Below are 21,763 nucleotides of genomic sequence, written 5' to 3'. Positions count from 1 at the left end.
TGCAGAATCTTTCAATGCAAAAGTCAAGCATTTCAGAGCACAACTTCGGGGTATCATTGACAAGAAATTCTTTCTCTTCAGACTAACAAGATTGTATGCTTAATCCACACACTTTTTCAGGTGAGCCCAACTATGACGTGAGACATGAAACGAGACACGCTTCTTGATGCCACACATTGCAGCAACTTTCTTTATGCGCTTGTTGATGCTGTCAAGGTTGCCGATATTGAACAAGTGACTTCCTTTTCTGAAAGCCTTGTATCTCTCAATAATCTGCATGGGAATATCCATCAGCTTGATTTGGAAAGGCACACCTGTCTTCTGACGCTTGGAAACAATCCAAGGAGCACCGTTTATCATGCTGATGTTGTCTTCCGTCAAGTTCTTGATGTCGATGAAAGATATACCTGTCCAACAACCAAAGATAAAAAGGTCTCTCGCAAATGCTATATTCGGGTCTTCCAACGTTATCTCGGTCATGGCGGTAAGCTCGTCCAATGTCAAGAACTCACGTTCCTTGTGGTCTGGGTCAACGTGGTACATGGCAAATGGATTTCTCGGTATCTTGCCGTTGTAGTGAGCTGCCGTTACGATATGCTTCAGTGGTATGGAATAAATCCAAATGGAGGACTGCGCAAGTCCGACGACATTCTTCAGATACAGGCAATAGTCACGGATGAACTCCTCAGTAAGCTCGTTCATGGACATATCGCTGCGCTTGTACTGATACTTGATGAAATCGGCAACATACTTTCTTACCGTCAGATACTTGCGGTAGGTGTTCTTGGCTCTATCCTTGCCAACACGCTTGGCAAAAGCTGCGTTCTCCTTGTCAAAGGCTCTGAGCAATGTCTCGTATTCCGTGCCTATGCCTTGGTAGGCGTTTCTCACCATTTCAGCGGTAACGAAAGCCTCACGGTCGGAAAGTCGCTGGTAATGCTTGGTGATTTGAGCCTTGATGTTGTCAAGCGCAAAGTTCACCTCCTTGGCTTCCTTACTCTTGCCTGTGGCTCTGTTGCCCTTGGCATCCCAAATAGCCTTGGTAACGCTCTGCTTGCAACTGAACTGTGCGATAGTTCCGTTGATTGTCACTCGCCCCATGATAGGGACAATTCCGTTTCTCTCCTTGCTTCCATTTACATAGAAGACTGTCTTGAAAGTGCATCTCATAATTCTTACTTTTTTGTTCGGTGCAAAATTAAACTATGAGAGTTGCATGGCAAAACCAAAACTTACGCAGAACGGGGAAATATGAACCGCCACCGTTAAAAATGCTTATTAGGGCGTTTCTGCGAGGTAATGATTTGAAAGCGTTTCTATTTCTCCAATCTGCGTTTTTCGCTTTTCCTCGTCTATGCCACTTAAAGCCAACGACTGCCACAACCACTTGAAACTCAAAATAAAAGCATCATTCTGCTATTTCTTGCTTTTTTAGGCGTTATTTTCTGAAAAAAACGATATCTTTGCAGCGTCTTATAATACTACTTGAATAATGAAAACAATGGACTATCAACCTTTATTGGAAAAAATAAGGAAGGAGATTGAGATATATGCCAAGGACGGCAAGCAGGCGGATTATATTCCGGCTTTAGCTGAGGTCAATCCTGACCAGTTCGGTATATGCCTCACAATGCTTGACGGCAGAACCTATCGCCTCGGCGAGTCGGACGTTAAGTTCTCCATACAGAGTATAGCAAAGGTGTTCTCCCTGGCCGTGGCTTTGAGTATTTTGGGTAAGGACTTGTGGGCAAGAATAGGCAAGGAACCTTCCGGTTCGGCTTTTAATTCGCTCGTGCAGTTGGAGTATGAGCACGGAAAGCCGCGCAATCCGTTTATCAATGCCGGTGCCCTGGTAACCGCCGACGTCATTCTCTCGCATCTTGACAATCCTAAGGAGTTCTTCCTTGAGTTTGTACGCACCATCGCCGGCAACCGTGACATCAACTATTCTGAGGAGGTGATGCGCTCGGAGCTGAACAGCTGTTACCTCAACGCTTCCATCGCTTACCTGCTGAAGCATCATGGCAACCTGCATAATGACGTGCATGATGTGCTGGAGTTTTATTGCACGATTTGTTCGTTGGAGATGAGTTGCGAGGATCTCTCACGCGCTTTCATGGCGTTCGCAAAGAGTAGCGAGCCTTTCTCTCACGCTGGCGTAAACCTCACCATATCAAGAGTGAAGCGCATAAACGCCATAATGCAGACTTGCGGTTTCTACGACGAAGCCGGCGACTTCGCCTTCCTCGTGGGACTTCCCGGCAAGAGTGGCGTAGGCGGTGGCATCGTAGCACTCTATCCCTCACGTTACTCCATCGCAGTATGGAGCCCGCGACTCAACTCGAAGGGCAACTCCATCATGGGAATGAAAGCCTTGGAACTGTTTACGTCAGAGACGGAAGAGTCGATATTCTGAGTTGACAGTTGAGAGTTATGATATGCATTGTAGTTAGGATATGAATAAAGGAGACTATTGTATTTTGCCATGGTCTCCTTTATAATTATAGCAGTATAGCCTTAAATCTCATTTATCATTTCTTTTACAGCCTTTTTCAATGGCTGTAATTCTTTTTCGATAATCCACCAGATTTGATCGGGGTCTACGTCAAAGTAGTGGTGAGCAATTATGTCACGCAATCCTTTAATGTTTTTCCAGTCTATTTCAGGATGTGTGGGAAGTAACAGGCCTTTAGTGACTTTATCTAAGCCTTTCAAACTCTCTCCTATGGCAATAAATTGCATACAAATGGAATCAAGTATAGCGACACCCGTAGAGGACATAATGAAATCATCGCCACAATGATAAGGTTGTGAACGTTCTTCAATATGTTCTATGGACGTCAATACTCTATTAAGTATGTCCTTGGCAATGTATTTATCGTATTGCGTAGATTCCATCATGTTCTATTCTTGACTTGAAGAGGGGATTCATGTTTTTATGTATGCGGATTACGTCCACTGAACAATGGAATAGACTTTCCAAGAATTCTTTTAAGTCTGCTAACAGGAATGGATTCGGGGTTTCTGTTTCCACGCATACATCCAAATCGCTTAATTCTGTATGTTCGTTTCGTGAAACCGATCCAAAGATGCGTAATGTCTTTATTCCAAAATCATTAGTGATTTTGAAACTGTTTTGTTTTATGGTTGCTATGTAATCTTGAAGTGCTCTCATCTCATTATATTATTATGTATGCAAAAATAAGGAATATTTCTTTTACTTGTATATTATTCATGTCGTTTTTTTCATATTAAACTTGAAATAACCATATAAAGTTAATGTCAAATAAAAAGGAGAATGTGACTTGTGAGAGGTTTTCTCTTACAAGTCACATTCTCCTTTTTATATTGTTAACCCGAAGGCTGTTATGCGTTAAGCAGATTGCTGCATGCGTCCTCTATGAGGTCGAGCGCATAGTCGAAGTCGGCGGTGCCGCCGTAATATGGGTCGGGCACCACGCTTACGTTCTTATGGTCCTTAAGATAGTCGGTGAGCATCTCCACCTTTGCCCTTGCTTCCTCTGTCGGAGCCTTGGACGTGACGATGCGATAGTTGTCGTTGTCCATGACGAGCAGCTTGTCAAAACGAGAGAAGTCGTCGGCGCAGATTTGGCGTGCATGGCTGTCAAGGGTGTATCCGCGGCGTGCTCCACGCTGTCTCATTCTGCTGTCAGGAAGCTGTCCTACGTGCCAGTCGCCTATTCCTGCAGAGTCGATGAAGAACTCGTCCTCTCTTCCTGCGTCTGCCACCATCTTCTTCATCACCGCTTCAGCAGCCGGAGAGCGGCAGATATTACCGAGACAGATGAAGAGCAGTTTCTGTTTCTTATATTCCATTCTTTCTGTCACCAACGCTTTTAAGTACCGGCTCGCATGTAAGATTCACACCAAGCTTCTTGAATATTTTCTGGTCGACGTCGCTGAGCATCACGGTGCTGTGCACCTGGCAGCCGCGAAGCTTCGGAAGCTGCTCCAGAGCCTTACGACAGTTCTCGTCGTTCTCGGAAAGAACTGACAGCGCCACCAGCACTTCGTCAGTATGCAGACGCGGGTTGTGGCCTCCGAGATAGCTGATCTTCGTGTGCTGTATCGGCTCAATCATCGACTGCGGGATGAGCTTCACGTTGTGGTCGATGCCGGCAAGATACTTTGTGACGTTGAGGATAAGCGCTGCGGAGCACCCCAACAGCTCGCTCGACTTGGCTGTGATGATGGTGCCGTCCTCCATTTCGATGGCTGACGACGTATGTCCTGTCTCCTTCTTATAGTTCTTTGCTGCAACGGTGGTGCGGCGGAAGTCGGTGTTGATCTTAGCCTGATTGAAGAGCATCTGTATCTTGCTTATCTCTTCCTCGTTGCATGCTCCACGTGCCATCTTGTTGGTGGCGTCGTAGTAACGGCGGATAATCTCGTTCTTCGATGCCTCGCAGCAAGCCTCGTCGTCGCTGATGCAGAAGCCCACCATGTTGACACCCATATCCGTGGGCGACTTATAGGGGTTAGATCCGTAGATGCCTTCGAAGAGAGCGTTGAGAACCGGATATATCTCGATGTCACGGTTATAGTTGATGGCGATTTTGCCGTATGCCTCAAGGTGGAACGGGTCAATCATGTTTACGTCGTTAAGGTCGGCTGTGGCAGCCTCGTATGCGATGTTCACGGGGTGCTTGAGCGGCAGGTTCCATACGGGGAAGGTCTCAAACTTGGCATATCCTGCTCTTACGCCACGCTTGTTCTCGTTGTAGAGCTGGCTCAGGCACACAGCCATCTTGCCGCTGCCCGGTCCGGGAGCAGTTACGATGACGAGTGGACGCTCCGTCTCCACGTAGTCGTTCTTGCCGAATCCCTCGTCCGAGGCGATGAGGCTGACGTTGTGGGGATAGCCCTCAATAAGGTAATGGCAGTATGTCTTGATGCCGTCTCGCTCAAGACGCTGGCGGAAAGCGCTGGCTGCAGGCTGTCCGTTGTAGTGTGTGATGACCACTGAACCGACCATGAATCCACGGTTCTGAAACTCGCCACGCAGACGGAGCACGTCTTCGTCGTAGGTAATGCCTAAGTCGGCGCGCTTCTTGTTCTTCTCGATGTCGGTGGCGCTGATGACGATGACAATCTCTATGCTGTCGCTGATTTTCTGAAACATGCGCAGCTTGCTGTCCGGCATAAAGCCCGGAAGTACGCGGCTGGCATGATGGTCGTCGAAGAGTTTGCCTCCCAGTTCGAGATACAACTTTCCGTCGAACTGTGATATACGTTCCTTAATGTGTTCAGACTGAATCTTCTGATACTTCTCGTTGTCAAATCCAATTCTCATATACTGGTCATAAAAGTTTGTGCAAAGTTACAAAAAATATACGATAAAACATTAATGAGGGTGTGTCAAAAGTCGCAAGTGGTACGCCCCGAAGGAGCAATTTGGGCTTTCAGCTCGCATTGTTTGAGTTTTGACACACCCTCACGCAAGTAACGCTCTACCAAATGTTTTTTATGTTTATTGCCGTATATATTTTACGAGGGCACATCGTGCCACTGCTTTACATATAGACAAAGCTGTCGAGAGCTTGCTCTCGTAAGGCTTTATCTATATGTAAGGCAAGTCGAAGACTCGGAAAATATATACGGGGTTTTATCGGTTTTTGTCAAAGCCCTGCCATATACTCACATAAACCTCCCCGATAAACTCCAGTTTATATCTCTCCAGCTATCGGAGAGCCCGAAATAGTAGTCTCTGTATACAGTTAAGGCTTAACAGCCTCAACCGTGTATCCTTTTTCCTGCAGCAACTTAAGCACGCCCTTACTGCCAGGCAGGTGTCCGGCACCCACAACAAACAAGGTTGGGGCAGCCTTCATGATGGCAGGCATACGACTTGCCCAGTCGAGGTTGCGGTTGTCGAGCAGCTGTGCCATCTCTTCAGGAGTGCTGTCGCACGTTGTGTTGAACTTCTCGTTCATAAGGTCAAGCAGAGCCTTGACGTCCTGTGCGTAGTAAGCCTTGACCATGCGCTCGGTAAACTGGGCATAATAGTCGAGGTTGTTAAGGAAGCAGTCGAGCTGCTGGATCTGTCTTTTGAGCGGCGCGCCGTACAACAGACTTGCCTGGAACGACAGCGTCTCAAGTCCGCCTACAGGTTCGTTGTTCTGCTTGGCCTGCTTTTGGAAGTACTGGTCGATAAGGTTTGTAGGGTCGAACTCGCCCATGTGAGCCTTGAGATACTGCAACACCATAAGCTGTGTGAGCAGCGTGGCGGGCGACATCTTGCCCATCTGCTGAGCCACCATAGGGTTGCTTAGACCTACACCCATATAGTCTACCAGCACCGCATCAAGCTTTTTGTACTGCTCGGGGGTTAGCACCGTCTTCAAGGTCTTGCCCTCCGGCAGGAGCATGTGCTTCTGCATAACCTGCATACTGTCCGGGTTTAGCATAACATCAAAATTCAATTCGCCATACACCTGGTCGGTAGCGTCGAGCGCCTGGCGCACACCGGCAACCTGGTCGACAAAAGGCGAGTTGGCAAAGTGGAAGGTACCGAAGACGTACGACGGCTTTTTAAGGTCGGCACCCGACACGCGATAAAGCAACTGAGCGTTGGCGCTAACAGCCGAAACCAACACAAATAAGAGTGAAATTAAGATTTTCTTCATATTATTTATTGTTAAATGACCAACAAAGTTTTGTACTAAGGATGTTTTTACGTATTTTTACAAATGCGTCACATATATTTTAATATAATGACACAGCATCACTTAATTGATGTGGATATTGTTGTATATATATTATTGTATACGTACTGTTAACGTGCCATGACCATCTTGTCTGTCTTCACCTTTCCGTCCTTTGTTTTAACGGTTCTTACGTATACGCCCTTCGTGGGACGCTCCACACGACGACCGGCGAGGTCTGTATAGGTGTCAACGCCTTCCTCTTCTGCTTCAAGGCTCTCTACGCCTGCTGCCGAAGCGGGAACGAACTTAGGCTTTGTATAGTAAACGAAGGGATAATAATGATGGCCGCGGTTGATGGCAAGCGTAAGCTCGTCGGTGGAGAAGGTCTTTGTGGCTGCGTCGTATGCGAGTGACGGCGACTCCACTTCGTAGAGTCCGTACTTCTCATTACCTGTCTCGTCGGTGAAGTTGCCCCATCCGAAGGGATAGAGATACATGTGGGACGGCTGTCCGAGAGCGTATGTCTTGTTGTTGCGGTCAACGCCCATATACTGCCATTTCTTCAGCATAAGGCGGTCGCCTTCGATGGTGCCGGAGAACCAAAGATCTGGCTGCGTGTCGTCCAATCCGCAGAAGAACACCTCGTTGCCCTCGAACACCACGCTGATGTCCTTTCCTGTGGAGGTGTTGGTGGCGTCGTTGTATGTCACCTTATAGTCCACAGCCTTTGAGATGTCGGCAGGTATTGGGGCGGCGTCCTTTATCTTGTTGTATATGCTGACGGTGTCGCCGTAGCCATAGAAGTAGCCGTCGGCAGCGCCAAGACCGATGAACGCATTGCTGTCGCCAACCTTCACAAGCGAGTCGCCGCGCAGTTCAAAGGACACCACCTGCGACTTGGCATCCTTTGTGGCATAGTTCTCCGAGTCGTCCTTCAGATAGCGCCATGCGTAAAGGATGGGGTCGGATCCTCCCGTATTGTCATATACGGCCTGTGGCAGCTCCACATTATACTTGCCGTCACCGGCTTTTGTGGCTTTCACCCATATCTCAGCGTCCATATTTAGGAAGCCGAACGGATTCTTTATATATAGGTTGCCCTCGCTGTCCTCCACGATGTCCGAGACATAGCCGTCGCCGAGATAGTCATATATGTATCCGTCGCTGCTCGCATAACATCCCTCGAAATAATGATTGAGGTCCTTATAGAGCGTGCCCTCGGGCTGTGAGCTGATGATGGAAGAGAGTCCAGGCAGTTCAGCCTCAGCATAAAGCTTGGCAAGCTGGCGGCGCAGTGGCAGATTGTTGTCTGCAAATGACGGCGCAGACATAAGTGCCAGAAGAGATAAGATGTAAAGGTGTTTCATGTTTTTGATGTTTTATTATTAGTTACTCTTTATCGTTTATTGTCATTTAGTTCAATAAACAATCACAAAATTAACATATTATTTGTTACTCACAAAGATTTTATCTACTTTTGTACTCAAATATTACTTAAAAAATAAAAACTCTTCAAATCATTCATCTTTAAATGTTTATGAACGTTTCGACTACAATCAAGACACTTGCTGTGACCGCCATTATGACGGTGGCTGTCCCGTTTGCTGCCACTGCGCAGACCACGGACATCAGCGAGGACTTCAGTCTTTTCACGGAGGGTAGCGAGGATTCGCCTTCGGCTGCCATCAACAGCGAGAACGGCAATATTCCTGCACGCTACTTCCACACAACTGGATGGTCAGGCTACGGCGTACATCAGGCTGGCGGAGCATGTGCACTTATCAATCCTGACCAGTACGGAGCGCAGCTCAATACCGTCGTTGGTACATACACAGGAGCATACGTGGTTAAGGTTCGCGCGAAGACTATCAGCTCTAACTATCAGGACAACACACGCCTGAACATCGGACTCTGGGAGGAGGCTGAGAACCAGTATAACCAGACCACATACTACGAGAACTTCGTTACGACGAAGAGCGAGTGGCGCGAGTTTACGTTCAAGTTTGACAACAACTCCATCTATGCCAACTCCAACCGCATGCTCGTCAGCTTCTATACGGACGGCAAGGTTCTCATTGACGACATCCACGTGTATAAGTCGACGGAGCTGACGGCTCCCGTGGCTTACCGAGCCACTAACTTCACGGTGGACGGATTCACTGCCAACTGGGCTCCGGTGGAGAACGCCACACATTATCTCTTCTCGCTCTTCCACAACGAGAAGACTCCGGTGACGCAGACGGAAGACTTCACGGAGGACTTCAGTAGCCTTTCCAACGGCACGTTGCCGGAAGGTTGGACATACACTCCGGGAACAAGTGGTGCAGCTCCTGAGCAGTATGTCAACGAGGAAGGCGGCGTACAGTCTGCCATTAAGATAAAGAACGGCGACATCATCACCATGCCTGACAACGGAGGCAGACTGACAGCGCTGACTTTCTCGTTCATAGAGTGTAAGATGCCCCGCAACGTGGAGGACCTTTGGGGAACCGAACTCATCGTGGAGATGTGGGACGGATTCAACTGGAAGAACTTCACAACCGTGCAGATTGACGCTTCTGAATACGGCAATCAGCTGCGCCACGAGTTTGATTGGAGCCGCTTCTTCAAGAAGGACAAGTATAAGTCTACGAAGGTTCGCTTCCGTATGAGCGGCTTGCCCGACGACTGCGCCTTCGGTCTTACAGACTTCAGCTGGTCCACAGAGTCGTCATCCACACTCGTTTACGACCTCAAGGACGAGAAGGTGGAAGGCACATCTTATGTCGTTAGTGGCATGGATCCCGAGACAGACTATTCTTACACTATCAAGGCTGTAAACGGAGATGAGGTTTCGGCTTCTTCATCTGCTGTAGAGGCTGACGGACTTGCCACTCCCGTCGTAGAGCCGGCTACCGATGCCAGCCACGACAGCTATACGGCTAACTGGCAGGCGGTGCCCAAGGCGTCTTATTACGAGGTTACCAACTATGACACATACGTGGCTCCTGAAGAGGAGAAGGGGTTCGTAGTGCTCAACGAGGACTTCTCGAAGATTGCCGATACAGGCGTCACCATCGAGAAGCCGATGGCTTTCCAGAACTCCAACTATATGACATTGGGATCGAATATGACCTATCGTTCGGGATGGCAGTGCATCTGGGGCGGATATGCTGACGGCTGCTTCGTTGGCACAGGCATGACTGACTATAACATCTCGGGCGAACTCCTTACACCGATGCTTACGCTCTCTAACGACGAGGGACGTTTCCATGTAAAGGTAACGGCTCGATCTATGATTAAGGACGACGAGCTCGTCATCTATTCTAAGGGCTCTGGCAAGGGCGTACGCCTTAACATCACACCAGACGAATGGCGCACGTTCAATGTGGACCTTACCGACGGACAGGAGTCTGATATCGTGGTGTTCACTACAGCGAACCACTATCCGTTCATCATCGACGACATCAAGATTACGCAGAACCTTTCTGCCGGCGACCGTGTATATGAGGACCTGCTCACTTACACTACCGACGAGGAGGAGACATCGCAGACCGTCACAAATCTGAAGAAGCCTGAAGTGAACCATTCTTATGCTTACACCGTCACAGCTGTACGTCAGCGCCAGGCAGGTAAGGTAAGCTCAGAACGCTCCGCATTCCAGAATGTTGACACATTCCTTGGCGTTAAAGACATCAAGGACAATGCTGCAAAGACCGAGACAGGACGCTTCACCGTTGACGGCATGAAGGCGGATAAAAACACACGCGGTCTTATCATCGTCAAGTATGCTGACGGTAGCGCAACAACCATCTTACGCAGATAATCAGTAAAAGCAATTATAAAAAACGTAACGAAAGAAATGAAAAGCCTTCTTATCAAAGACACCACCGTCGACGAACGCATGGCAATCGTCAAGGAATCGCTCAACTTCTGCGACGGTGAGTGTGAAGGCGTCGACATGGATGACATGTACGACGACTACATCTTCGGCAGACGAGAGCTTGCCGACATCAACCGTGAGTTCAGCCAGGCGCATGCCGGTGAGGTAACGCCAAGTCGTACTGCAGAACCTTCGGGCTGCGGAATGGGACGATAATCTCAGATCTCTCGCACGCAAAGAAGATGTAAAGACACACTAAACGCAAAAGACCGGAAGCCTCAAAAGGAAGCTTCCGGTCTTTTTTTTATTTTCTTATCGCATTTCGCGGAATGCGCTCCACACCAAAGGTACGGTTATGGCAAAGGCGAATACGTCAGCCACTGCCTGACAGATTTCCAGTCCGAAGAGTCCCCAAAGCTTAGGCAGGATGAGCACCAGAGGGATGAAGAACAGGCCGCTGCGGGCTGCTGCGAGGATATTGGCGCGAATGGGCTTGCGGATGGTCTGCATAAACATGTTGCTGACGATGACCGTTGCTATGAGCGGAAAGGTGACGAGCTGCCAGCGAAGGGCTGCTGTTCCTACAATGACCACTTCCGGGTCGTCACGAAACTCCGCCACGATGGGTTCGGCAAAGGCGAAGCTGACCAGCGCCACCACTATAAGAAACGCCGTGCCGAGCTTCACGCTGTACATATATCCCTCCTTCACACGGCTGTAGAGGCGTGCGCCGTAGCAGAATCCGCACAACGGCTGGAAGCCCTGGCCCAAGCCGATGATGAACGAGAAGACAAAGAAGCAGCTTCTGCTGACGATGGACATTCCGGCAATGGCAGCGTCGCCGAAAGCTCCTGCCGCCACGTTAAGCATGATGACAGCCAAGCTTCCCAGTCCCTGACGCGACAGCGATGGCGTGCCGCCGGCTACTATCTCCTTCATGAGTTGGCGTGAGAACGAGAAGTTGCGTGGGAGAATATGGATGTTCCTGCTGCTGCAGGTCATGGCGAAGAGCACGCAGAAACTGCATATCTGCGAAATAAGCGTGGCTGTGGCGGCTCCAGCTATGCCCATGTGGAAGACAAAGATGAAGAGAGGGGCGAGGAAGACGTTCAGCACGGCTCCCGTCACGATGCCCACCATAGCCAAGAGAGCGTTGCCTTGGAAGCGCATCTGATTGTTCATGGTGAAGGAGGAGGTCATAAACGGGGCGCCAAGGAGGATGATGCCAAGGTAAGTGCGGGTGTAAGGAAGGATGGTCGGCGTAGAACCGAGCATCACGGCTATGTCGTCCAGGAACAGGTGACAGACTATGGCTATCACGATGCCGAACGAGAAGCTATAGAAAAAGCCGGTGGCAGCCATTATTGCGGCGTCTTCGGTCTGCTTTGCGCCAAGCTTCTGCGAGATATAGTTGCCTGATCCGTGCCCGCAGAAGAATCCCACAGCCTGTATTATTGCCATCATCGAGAACGACACGCCCACGGCGGCCGTACATTGCGTGTTTATCTTTCCCACGAAGTAAGTGTCCACCATATTATATAGGCTCGTCACCAGCATGCTGATGATGGTCGGTATAGCCATTGTCAGGATTACGCGGTGGACGGGCGCCGTGGTAAGGAATGTGTAGTTGTCTCTCTTTGTCTTCATCTTATTATTATGAGTATTTCAGGTTAATGCTGCAAAGTTACCCATAAAAAGTGATCCGCAAAAGGCAAACCTAAAAGATAAATAATACGAAGCATCGCTTAAATGATGCTAAATGGCTGCGTGTAGTGCATTATTGTAATTAAAAAGGCGATTTGTGTAAATAATTTGATATAATCTAACAGCGTATTGTTTTATTTTGTATATTTGCAAACCGCTGCTGCTTGCAGATTGTAAGAAGAATACGTTTCACAACAAAATTTATGCTTATGAAGAAGAATTTACTGTTTTTATTCGCCGTTTTGCTTTCATTATTGCCTCAGGCGATGAAAGCCGACACATGGTCGTTCGAATGGAATACCTCTAAGGCTAATGGGGGACAGGGATTTTATAATTTCGGAGCGAGCCGTGTGGAAAAGGACGTCTACACTACCGAACTCAACGGCGTGCAATGGAATGCTTCCGCCGAAGGAACGTTTATCTATGCCTATACGTCCAAGATGGGGCAGTACATCGGCTCGGCTGGCGAACCGCCTACGAGTGCAAAGCTGTGGACCGACGGCATATTGGGTAAGGTTACGGCTGTGCGCGTGACCGCACGTGTGCAGAAAGCTGAGTACGAGGGCAACGTCTCCGTAACGGTGAACGGTGTCAATTATGCCTGCGATGGCAAAACTACAGCTGCTCTTGAGTCCACCGAAAAGCATTTTGAGTTTAGTATTGCTGCCGCTGATGCCAAGGAAGGCGAGGTGGCCATCGTGCTAAACCAGACGAGCGAGAAGAAGGGACCGCTCTATGTGCGCAAGATTGAGATTGATTATGAGAAGGCGCAGTCAACGGTTCTGCCGCCGGTATTCACGCCTGCCGCCGGTACATACGACGAGGCGCAGACCGTGGAGATAAATTCGGAGGCTAGGACCGACGTCATTCGCACCATCTATTACACCACCGACGGCAGCAATCCGAAGCTGGAAGGCGGCACGCGCGTGGCTTACACGGAGCCTATCACCGTTGCTGCCACCACCACGCTGAAGGCTGTCGTGAAGGAAGGCAAGGAGTATAGCGACGTGGTGGAGGCGAAGTATGTCATCAACGAACCGCTGAAAGCTGACTTCACAACAGACCGTGCCTTCACGGCATTCTACGATCAGGAGTTCGATTCTGAGGAAGGAATGGCTGACTGGACCGTCGGCGAAGGCTGGGAACTTGCCAACCGCAACTTCAAGAGCGTAAAGGCAGACGACGTTTCGTCCGTGTCAATCGCTTACAACGCGCAGAACAACGGCACTTCGCAGCTCACCAGTCCGGAGTTCACCATTGAGGAAGGCAGCAACGTAGAGTTTTATGCTTACTTCCAAGCTCCGTTCTTGATTTACGGTAAGTGGACCTTTGATGTCATCGACACGGAGAGCAACGAAACCACAACGCTGCTCAACGCCTTCGACTGGGCGCAGGACAATGGCTATACTGGTCCGAACTGGAACAAGTTCAGCTACAGTCTTGCTGCCTTTACAGGCAAGAAGGTTAAGTTTGAGTTTAATTATCCGTTCGGTGGCGAAAACCTTGCCATTGACGGCTTCCGTCTTACCAAGGAGGATGCCTCCGCAGCTGAGACCATCCACATCTTCGAGGGCGAGAAGATACAGTTCGTGAGCCTTGCCAAGGGCAGCCCCGACGCAACGGAATGGAAGTTCCCGGGCAGCGCATCTGAGACATCCACCGACCCCAACCCGACCGTAACGTACAACAAGGCCGGCACTTACGACGTCAGCCTTACCGTTCGTCGCGGCAATGAGAGCGACGTAATGGAGCGCAAGGGCTTCGTGGTAGTGGCCCAGAAGGCACCGACGGCCCTTATCGGTCTGCCGGAGGAGGGATATGAGAGTCCTTGGGTGGGCGTATTCGTTCCGACAGACGTGCCCGTAACCTTCCGCGACCTCTCTACAGGCAATCCTACAGAATGGAACTGGGTGTTCCAGTATGCCGACAAGGAGACGAGCAACGAGCAGAATCCTACCGTCACCTTCGTAAAGAAGGGCACCGTGAGCGTAGGACTGACAGCCAAGAACGCAGCCGGACAGAGCAACGACGTTCTCCAGTATGCCATCCAGGCTGGCGGATCACAGTATGTATGGAACATCAGCTCGGAGGAGAACTCTAATCTTAAGAAGGTGGAACTCGGATGGTTCGGATCGTATGCCGGCTCCAACTGGCTGGGACTCGACCGCTTTGCAGAGAAATATAAGGCACCGCTTGCCGACGCAACCATCAATGAGGTGGCTGTATACTTCGCTTCCGTGACGTCCATCGATCCAGACTATGAGGTACGTCTGACGCTGAACGCAGTCGGCGAGAATGGCGAACCGGGCGAGGAACTTGCCTCTACGAGCGTCAAGGCATCCGACCTGAAGTATAGCGATGACGACTATCTCGCCACCACATTCGCGTTTGCCGAGCCGGTAAGCATGGAGAAGGGCAAGGAGTTCTTCGTCGTTGTCGGACCGTTCCCCAACGGCACGATGGAAGAATCGCCTTACACCTCCGACGACATCTCAATCTTCTGTCTGCGTCGCAACGCAGGAATGAAGACTACGGCATGGCAGTTAGTGGAAGATACTGACGAAAACGACAATGGTCTTGGCACCTATACGTGGTTCGCCAACACCGACGACCCGACGTCCATAGCCATCGCTCCTTGCGTAACATACAAGGACACTGCCACATCCATCGGCGTAACCACACCTGCCACCGACGCTGAAGCCACTGTTACAGCCGTCTACAGCATCAGTGGACAGCGCGTAAACGTTCCAGTTAGAGGCGGTATGTATATCATGAGATATTCTGACGGAACATGCCGCAAGGTGATGTGGAAGTGATGATTTGTTTAGTTGAGAATTAAGAATTGAGGGTTGAGAGTTATGATTTCTTTAATAACATATCATAACTTTCAACCCTCAATTCTTAATTCTCATTTTTTATTTTCTAAGAAAACAGAATTCTCTTACTGTTGCTCCGTCGTCATCGGCGAGGAAGCGTGTCTGTCCGCTCTTTGCCATCGGCTCGCCGTCAATCATGGCAGGCAGTTTTACGCCGTCCGCCACCTTTTGTCCGTTGACGCTTACCGTCACGGCGTCGCCCTTCAAGCTTACTGATGCCGTCGACCATTCGCAGATGTTCTTCACCTTATGCCACTTGTTTTCTCCTGCAATCTTCACACCCATCGTCGTGTCGAATGTTATTACAGGCGATGAGTGGAGGCTGAGTGTCAGTCGTCCGCGTGCCTTCCAGTCGAACACGAGGTCGCAGTCGTCCAGCTCTTCATGCAGAATCCAGAATCCACGCTTCTCCATCTTCGTCTGGTCCGTATGCGACATGTCGTAGCCGGCAGCCTGCTTCCAGTTGTCTATGGCTGCAAGTACCTGGTCGATGTACGTGTCGATGCCCTGCTCGTCGTAGTGATTGATGAACGACTGCTTGGCGGAATATAGCATGGCGCTCACCGAGCGTCCTCCGTTAGCCTCAGGATGTGTGCTCACGGTCTCAGCCGTTGCCACAGCCATGGCGTCAATGAACGGGGCCTTGCCCGTATAACGGCGCAGATAACTGAGAGCCTGAACGGAGTGGGTGGTGCCCAAGTCCACGATTATCTTGCTTCGGAGAGTGTTGTCTGTTACCAGTTCGTCAGCTGCACGCAACATCAGATAGTGTTCGGCGGCAGTAATGCTGCCCGTCTGAGCCGACTGTCCTGCGAGAGTCACGAATCGCGCCAGCACGCTGTTTCGCTCCGCTTCCTCCATGTTGGCTGCCATTTTCAGCAAGTCACGGAGCGCTTCCGGCGTGTCCTTCCTTATAAGGATGCTGTCCGCCTTGGGCATCGGAGCGTGGTACATACCTGCCACTTCCTTGTCTAAGCTCTCCGTCCACATAGGTATGGCTGCAGGTTTCGGCTTTGCCACGGTGGTGACAGCCGTCTGCTTGGGTCGTTTTCCGGCACGTATGTCCAGGATGGTCTGCACCTTCTGCTTGATGCCGGGCTGAGCCGCAGCTGCTTCCGCTATGCGGTCGTCAATGTCGGGCATGTTCACAAGGATGTCGCTTGCCGTCTGGGCCAGCTCAGGCATCTCCAAGTACATGGCAATGTGTGCGGCGTCGGCAGGCTTGGCTATGCGTGCCAGCTGTTCCATTACGTGCAACTGCACGTCAGGCTCGAAGCTGCGGTCGAGTGCCTTCGTCAGACCCTTACGTATAACGTCGGTGTATTTTCGTCCAGTCTCCTGCTGACTGAAGTCCACGATGTCGTCAATGAGGCGCAGACAGGCTCTCTGCTGTCTTGCGTCGTCGGGGTCGCCCATGCGGCTGACCATCTCCACACTCACCTCGGCGTTGTTGGAGAGCGAGTCCAGAATGTCAATGGTGGGCTTGCGTCCTGTCAATGCTATTTGTCTTACTGCCTCGTCGGCAAACTTCTCTATCTTCTTACGGCTTGTCTGAGCATCCATTGATGCAGCCATGCAAACCGCCAAAACTAACAATGCTATCTTTTTCATTTGAGGTGCAAAGTTACTATTAATTATCCATATATTGTCATTAGCGCCCCGTTAAGGGCTCTCTTTGACTTATTATTAGTAACTTTGCATAAATATAGCCGAACTTGCATTTATAACTGTTTACTAAATTTATTTATAACTATACTACAATTTATGGACAACAAATCCTTATTATCTTTCGCTGCTCTGTCCTGCATAGCCGCTACTGCTCAGGCACAGCAAAAAGCAGCCGCTGCCACTCAACGCCCCAACATCGTATATATAATGTGCGACGACCACGCATTCCAGTGCATCAGCGCATACGGAGGTCCCATCTCGAAGCTTGCTCCCACACCCAACATCGACCGCATCGCACAGCGTGGCATGCGCTTTGACCGTGCTTTCGTGGAGAACTCGCTCTCCACACCGTCGCGTGCATGCCTCATGACAGGTCTTTACAGCAATCAGAACGGACAGCGCCAGCTCGGTGAGGGCATCGACACCACACGCACCTTCTTCACCGAACAGCTCCAACAGGCTGGTTATCAGACAGCCGTAGTGGGCAAGTGGCACATGGGTTGCGACCCGAAGGGTTTCGACTATTATCACATCTACAACGACCAGGGACAGTATTACAATCCGCAGTATCGTGGAACGGACACGGACGGCAAGTACATAGTGGAGGAAGGCTATTCCACCGACCTCACCACCGACCACGCACTCAGCTTCATAGAGCATCGCGACGCCAGCAAGCCGTTCTGCCTTCTGCTCCATCATAAGGCACCGCACCGCAACTGGCTTGCCAATACCAAGTACTTCGGAATGTACGACAACGTAACCTTCCCCATGCCCGAAACCTTCTATGACGACTACGAGACACGCGGTTCTGCCGTACGCACGCAGAAGATGAGCGTCACGAAGGATATGCGATGGGAGCAGGACTTCAAGGTGCCGGAGATGCTCGACACCGCCAACGCCGACAGCTGGGACTCATACCTGAGCCTCATGAACGAGGTGAACCGCATGAATCCTGAGCAGCGCATCGCCTGGGGCAAGTATTACTTCCCGCGCAACCGCCGCCTCCTTGAGGCTCGTCTGACGGGCAAGGAGCTGGACGAATGGAAGTATCAGAACTACATCCGCGACTATATGAGCGTCATCAAGTCGGTGGACGAGAGCGTAGGACGCGTGCTCGACTATCTGGACAGCCACGGTCTTACCGACAACACCATCATCGTCTACACCTCCGACCAGGGATTCTATATGGGTGAACACGGCTGGTTTGACAAGCGCTTCATGTACGAGGAGTCGCTCCGCACACCGCTCCTCATCGCTTATCCCGGACACATCCAGCCCGGATCGGTATGCAACAAGCTGGTGCAGAACATCGACTATGCCCCGACCTTCCTCGATCTTGCCGGCATCAGCAAGCCGAAGGAGCTGCCCGGACGTTCGCTCACGCCCCTATTCAAGGCTGGCGACAAGGTGAAGGGATGGCGCAACAGCATCTATTATCACTATTATGACTACCCGACATACCACATGGTTCGTAAGCACGACGGCGTGCGCACAGACCGCTACAAGCTCATCCACTTCTACGGAGCGGGTGGACTGGACGCCGTGAAGGAGAACAAGTATCAGCGTCAGCCCGGCACACGCGAGCACGGCTGCATGACATACCTCACCTCCCTCGGCTACTTCGAGCCAAAGGATTCGGCTGTCAACTACAACGAACTGTACGACCTCCAGGCTGACCCCCACGAGCTGAACAATCTCTACGGCAAGCCGGGATACGAGAAGATATCAAAGCAACTGCAAAAGCAGCTCACCGACTACCGCAAGAGCATCGCGGTGGACGAGTATTAATTAGTATTTATTATTTAGTGGTTATTATTTGGTAGGGTGCGAACCGTTAGGGCGTAGCTAATTAATAATAATAACTACTAAACATTAGTGTCCCGTTAAAATCGGGACACTAATGATTTTTAATAGAAATAATGAAATTAGGTTTTGTCAACTTTAGTACCGAAGAGCAGGGCAAGCTGCGCCAAGTTATACAGTCCATTCAGGAGCATCAAGCCATTGATGAACTTGGATTAGGCCGTATTCGTGACGCTTTCTCCAATAAGATGTTCCCCGGAATGTCCACCTTACACAACAGAGCCAAGTATTATGCTGTGCTGCCGTCTTTGTTTTTAGAGGCAGAACGAGGCTCATACAAGAACGTAAATGAAGTAAGAGCTAAGATTCTTGATCTGGAGATAAAGCTTACACGTCAGTTACTGTTAGGCTCTTCTTCTGAACTTGCTAACGGAATTACGGGCAGCACCGTTATTGATAAAGCAGAGCGTGACAATGATAAATATGTGAAATACGACCCTACATATATTTATTATGGAGCGTTGACTACCTACGGGATGATAAGGAGCAATATCAATATCTATTCGCTTATAATGGAAAGAAGCAAGATAAAGAATGCCCAACCTCCCAAGTACCTCACAAAGGAGGAAGAGGAGGAAATGGGAGATGCCAACCAATTGTCTGGCAACTTTCAATTATTTGACGCAGGCGGTCTTTCTTATAGTTTTGACGGTGTCACTCCGATAAGCATAGACCTGACACGCGATGAAGCAAATTTCATAAAGAGTAAGATTTTAAGTTCGCCTAAATCGAAAGATTCGTTTTTGGCATCCATCCTTCGTGACGGTTATCCATTAGGGGAAAACAATGAATTTTTCAGTTTGGGAGATTTGTGGAGAGACAGAATGAGTGACGAGCATTATGCTGTTTATGCTTTATCGGTAAGGTTTTCCAAGTTTCAGTATCTCCTCCGATTAATATACAACTATATCTATTATTCACAGACTGCTTTTATTCAGGGGCGAAAGGATGAAGCCGACAACGTATTAAGGAAATACGAAGAACTGAAGGAACTTTGGAAACATGAGATAAGCAACGAACGTATTGCCGAGATATTGGATTATGTAGGCGGACTGATTACGGATAGAAACTCTCTCAGTTTCTGCGAAACGGCTTGCCGACTCATCAACAATGGAGATTCTGAGAGTTTAAAGGAACTGCAACGCCTCATAATCAGCAGAGAGAAACAGACCAAGGGTTCAACAAGAAGCAAGCTTGCCAATCCCTTGAAATATAAAGACATAGAACATGTTGGCGCTTACTTCTTCGATTATCGTTGGAAGTTAGTGTGCTCGGTTATCAACGAAATAAACAAAGGACTGGCAAATGGCTAAAGAACAACTCAACGACTATACATACGGAGAAATGCTTGTTACACCTGGATATGATGTGGATTTTGCTGTTGGCACTACATACAGCATCAATCCCCAAGCATTACTCGTAGTGCCAATGGCTTTAGGAATGCTGAGCGAAGAAGGCAAGAGCAATACTCCCATCTGTATATTGGAAGGCATTAGAAGAAGTGCAGACAAGTTTGTCTTGTTCTGCAATAGAGGTGGCATGCACGTTCCCCAAAGTTCACAGTCGTTCCTTCCGTTACTGGACAGCTGCATCTTCGAAGTGACAAACAAGAAGAAGCCGCTCTCAAACTTTCATCCAAAGGTGTGGATTCTGAAGGAGACAAGCAGAGAGGCTGAGACTGACCAGCAGATAAAGGTTGTGGTAATGAGTAGGAATCTTACTTTTGACAACAATCTCGACATGGTGGTTAGTCTGACAGGAAAGATAGAAGACCGAATTGCTGATAATGAAAAGCATCAGCCGCTGGTCAGCTTTCTTGATTTGCTTTCGAAGTTTGTGTGTTCTTCCAATACCGAAAACTCTGCCAACATAAAGGAGAAAAGACGAAGGATAAGGGAGCTTATTGGTTTTATTCTTAGGGTGGACCACTTCGACGTTGATACAGACTTGTTTGAAGAGGATGGTTATGAGTTTGTTCCGTTCCTCTTTGGCAATAATCTGAATGCTCGAGTGGAATATCCACAATCATTCCAAGGACAGGATCAGATTACCATTCTCCGTTTCTCAGCAAACAGACATTGCTGGAGTTGGACGCAAATGTGAAGGGACGCCATATTCTTGTAACCACATCAGGATACGTCACCAAAGACGTATACGATATGTTTGACAAAGAAGGACACAAGATATACGTGATGAAGGAAGGAATGACGCACAACGACATTATGCCTACCGACCTTCATGCCAAAACCTATCTGGTATGTAATCCGAAAGGCGAATACGGCAATTATCTTTTCGTCGGTTCGGCAAATGCCACTAACTCTGCGTTTCATTACAACTCAGAGTTTATCCTTCGTCTTCAATACAAATACGGCAAGCACTTTGTGTTCGATACGTTCCGACGAGAATTTCTTCAGATGGACAGCAATGATGAAGAAAGCAGAATCTTCGAACCCGTAAACGTTGCTCCAGAAACGGAAGACAATCATGAAACCAAAGAAATGGAAGCATTCGTCAGAAAGTTTATAACTGCTGACTTTGCTGCCGTCTGTAAGCCTAACGCCGATGGCACGTACGATGTGGAAATAAAGGCGAACGTTATGTCTGAAGACCGTTACGCTCTGTTCATTGCCCCAATGCAGATGCCTAACTATAAAGTGAAGCTGGATGAAGAGGCCACATTCCATAACATCACACTTGCCTGGTTGTCCGACTTCTACATTGTTACGGTACGTGATGAAGAAGGCGACAGCATGGAGAAAGTGATAAAAATCCAGACACATGGCATACCGTCCAAGGAACGCGATATTGCCATTTATCGCTCTGTGATTGACAGCAAGGAGAAGTTTCTCAATTATCTTTCGTTCGTCCTTAGTGACAATCCTGAGGAATATATGTTTGAGATGGAACAGACGGAGAGGATGGTTAAAGGCACAAGTGATAACTGTAATGTTCTTAACACATCCGTCAATATATATGAGCAGATGCTGAAGATGGCAAGCGCCAGTCCTAAACGGCTGGACGAGATAGAGGATATTGTCAAGAAATTGGGTAATGAGGAATACGCAAAGGAGTTTCTTGCCGTATATAAGACGTTCAAGCAAGCTCTGAAATTGATAAGGTGA

General features: G+C 49.2%; 17 protein-coding genes and 1 pseudogene. 9 read left to right on the top strand and 9 right to left on the bottom strand.

Annotation, left to right across the window (positions count from 1 at the left end):
- Positions 1–103 (top strand): annotated as a pseudogene (locus tag CHL74_RS16220) (ISAon1 family transposase); the annotation flags it as partial.
- Here CHL74_RS16220 and CHL74_RS09495 read toward each other — a convergent pair.
- On the bottom strand, positions 100–1,170 hold the full coding sequence (locus tag CHL74_RS09495; RefSeq protein WP_254923263.1) for a site-specific integrase: 1,071 nt from the start codon (positions 1,168–1,170) through the stop codon (positions 100–102). The pseudogene CHL74_RS16220 and the gene CHL74_RS09495 overlap by 4 nt on opposite strands.
- 331 nt (positions 1,171–1,501) lie before the next feature.
- Between CHL74_RS09495 and CHL74_RS09490 the strand changes: the two genes are divergently transcribed.
- Positions 1,502–2,416: a glutaminase gene (locus tag CHL74_RS09490; protein WP_094880928.1), complete on the top strand. Its 915-nt coding sequence runs from the start codon at positions 1,502–1,504 to the stop codon at positions 2,414–2,416.
- 101 nt (positions 2,417–2,517) lie between these two features.
- Here the strand turns inward: CHL74_RS09490 and CHL74_RS09485 are convergent, their stop codons facing one another.
- From CHL74_RS09485 to CHL74_RS09460, 6 genes are all read right to left on the bottom strand, one after another.
- Complete coding sequence (locus tag CHL74_RS09485; RefSeq protein ID WP_254923262.1) at positions 2,518–2,901, bottom strand: HepT-like ribonuclease domain-containing protein; 384 nt, start codon at positions 2,899–2,901, stop codon at positions 2,518–2,520.
- Positions 2,876–3,175, bottom strand: a complete 300-nt coding sequence (locus tag CHL74_RS09480; protein WP_094880926.1) for a nucleotidyltransferase family protein — start codon at positions 3,173–3,175, stop codon at positions 2,876–2,878. Before CHL74_RS09480 ends, CHL74_RS09485 begins: the two co-directional genes overlap by 26 nt.
- A gap of 191 nt (positions 3,176–3,366) precedes the next feature.
- Positions 3,367–3,837 carry a low molecular weight protein-tyrosine-phosphatase gene (locus tag CHL74_RS09475; protein ID WP_094880925.1) on the bottom strand — a complete coding sequence of 157 codons (471 nt, stop codon included), beginning with the start codon at positions 3,835–3,837 and terminating at the stop codon, positions 3,367–3,369.
- Positions 3,827–5,314 carry a DUF1846 domain-containing protein gene (locus tag CHL74_RS09470; protein ID WP_094880924.1) on the bottom strand — a complete coding sequence of 496 codons (1,488 nt, stop codon included), beginning with the start codon at positions 5,312–5,314 and terminating at the stop codon, positions 3,827–3,829. Before CHL74_RS09470 ends, CHL74_RS09475 begins: the two co-directional genes overlap by 11 nt.
- A gap of 424 nt (positions 5,315–5,738) precedes the next feature.
- Positions 5,739–6,647, bottom strand: coding sequence for a TraB/GumN family protein (locus CHL74_RS09465; protein ID WP_094880923.1), 909 nt, complete (start codon positions 6,645–6,647; stop codon positions 5,739–5,741).
- A 149-nt stretch (positions 6,648–6,796) separates the two neighbouring features.
- The gene (locus tag CHL74_RS09460; RefSeq protein WP_141241285.1) at positions 6,797–8,035 is read right to left on the bottom strand and encodes a hypothetical protein; all 1,239 of its coding nucleotides are present in this window, start codon (positions 8,033–8,035) and stop codon (positions 6,797–6,799) included.
- Positions 8,036–8,205: 170 nt separating this feature from the next.
- On the opposite strand from CHL74_RS09460, the gene CHL74_RS09455 reads away from it, so the two are divergent.
- Together CHL74_RS09455 and CHL74_RS09450 are read left to right on the top strand one after the other, a co-directional pair.
- Complete coding sequence (locus CHL74_RS09455) at positions 8,206–10,473, top strand: fibronectin type III domain-containing protein (RefSeq protein WP_094880921.1); 2,268 nt, start codon at positions 8,206–8,208, stop codon at positions 10,471–10,473.
- Positions 10,474–10,509: 36 nt separating this feature from the next.
- On the top strand, positions 10,510–10,746 hold the full coding sequence (locus CHL74_RS09450) for a hypothetical protein (RefSeq protein ID WP_094880920.1): 237 nt from the start codon (positions 10,510–10,512) through the stop codon (positions 10,744–10,746).
- A gap of 96 nt (positions 10,747–10,842) precedes the next feature.
- Here CHL74_RS09450 and CHL74_RS09445 read toward each other — a convergent pair whose 3' ends face one another.
- Positions 10,843–12,177: an MATE family efflux transporter gene (locus CHL74_RS09445; protein WP_094880919.1), complete on the bottom strand. Its 1,335-nt coding sequence runs from the start codon at positions 12,175–12,177 to the stop codon at positions 10,843–10,845.
- Positions 12,178–12,443: 266 nt separating this feature from the next.
- Between CHL74_RS09445 and CHL74_RS09440 the strand changes: the two genes are divergently transcribed.
- Positions 12,444–15,050, top strand: a complete 2,607-nt coding sequence (locus CHL74_RS09440) for a chitobiase/beta-hexosaminidase C-terminal domain-containing protein (protein ID WP_176452216.1) — start codon at positions 12,444–12,446, stop codon at positions 15,048–15,050.
- Between the two features lie 99 nt (positions 15,051–15,149).
- On the opposite strand, the gene CHL74_RS09435 is transcribed toward CHL74_RS09440, so the two are convergent.
- Positions 15,150–16,721 carry a hypothetical protein gene (locus CHL74_RS09435; RefSeq protein WP_141241284.1) on the bottom strand — a complete coding sequence of 524 codons (1,572 nt, stop codon included), beginning with the start codon at positions 16,719–16,721 and terminating at the stop codon, positions 15,150–15,152.
- A 153-nt stretch (positions 16,722–16,874) separates the two neighbouring features.
- Between CHL74_RS09435 and CHL74_RS09430 the strand changes: the two genes are divergently transcribed.
- The 4 genes from CHL74_RS09430 to CHL74_RS09415 all read left to right on the top strand — a co-directional run bounded on the left by CHL74_RS09430 (position 16,875) and on the right by CHL74_RS09415 (position 21,763).
- Positions 16,875–18,566 carry a sulfatase family protein gene (locus tag CHL74_RS09430; protein WP_094880916.1) on the top strand — a complete coding sequence of 564 codons (1,692 nt, stop codon included), beginning with the start codon at positions 16,875–16,877 and terminating at the stop codon, positions 18,564–18,566.
- A 131-nt stretch (positions 18,567–18,697) separates the two neighbouring features.
- Positions 18,698–19,954, top strand: coding sequence for a DUF6361 family protein (locus CHL74_RS09425; RefSeq protein WP_094880915.1), 1,257 nt, complete (start codon positions 18,698–18,700; stop codon positions 19,952–19,954).
- Positions 19,947–20,744 carry a hypothetical protein gene (locus tag CHL74_RS09420; RefSeq protein ID WP_094880914.1) on the top strand — a complete coding sequence of 266 codons (798 nt, stop codon included), beginning with the start codon at positions 19,947–19,949 and terminating at the stop codon, positions 20,742–20,744. Before CHL74_RS09425 ends, CHL74_RS09420 begins: the two co-directional genes overlap by 8 nt.
- Positions 20,741–21,763 (top strand): phospholipase D-like domain-containing protein, encoded by a 1,023-nt coding sequence (locus CHL74_RS09415; protein WP_369597365.1) that lies wholly within the window; start codon positions 20,741–20,743, stop codon positions 21,761–21,763. The genes CHL74_RS09420 and CHL74_RS09415 overlap by 4 nt, the downstream gene beginning before the upstream one ends.

It is taken from the genome of Prevotella sp. 885 (genome assembly GCF_002265625.1).
GTDB lineage: Bacteria > Bacteroidota > Bacteroidia > Bacteroidales > Bacteroidaceae > Prevotella.
The sequence above is the reverse complement of the archived record's forward strand: the minus strand, read 5'-3'. Positions and strand labels throughout refer to the sequence as shown.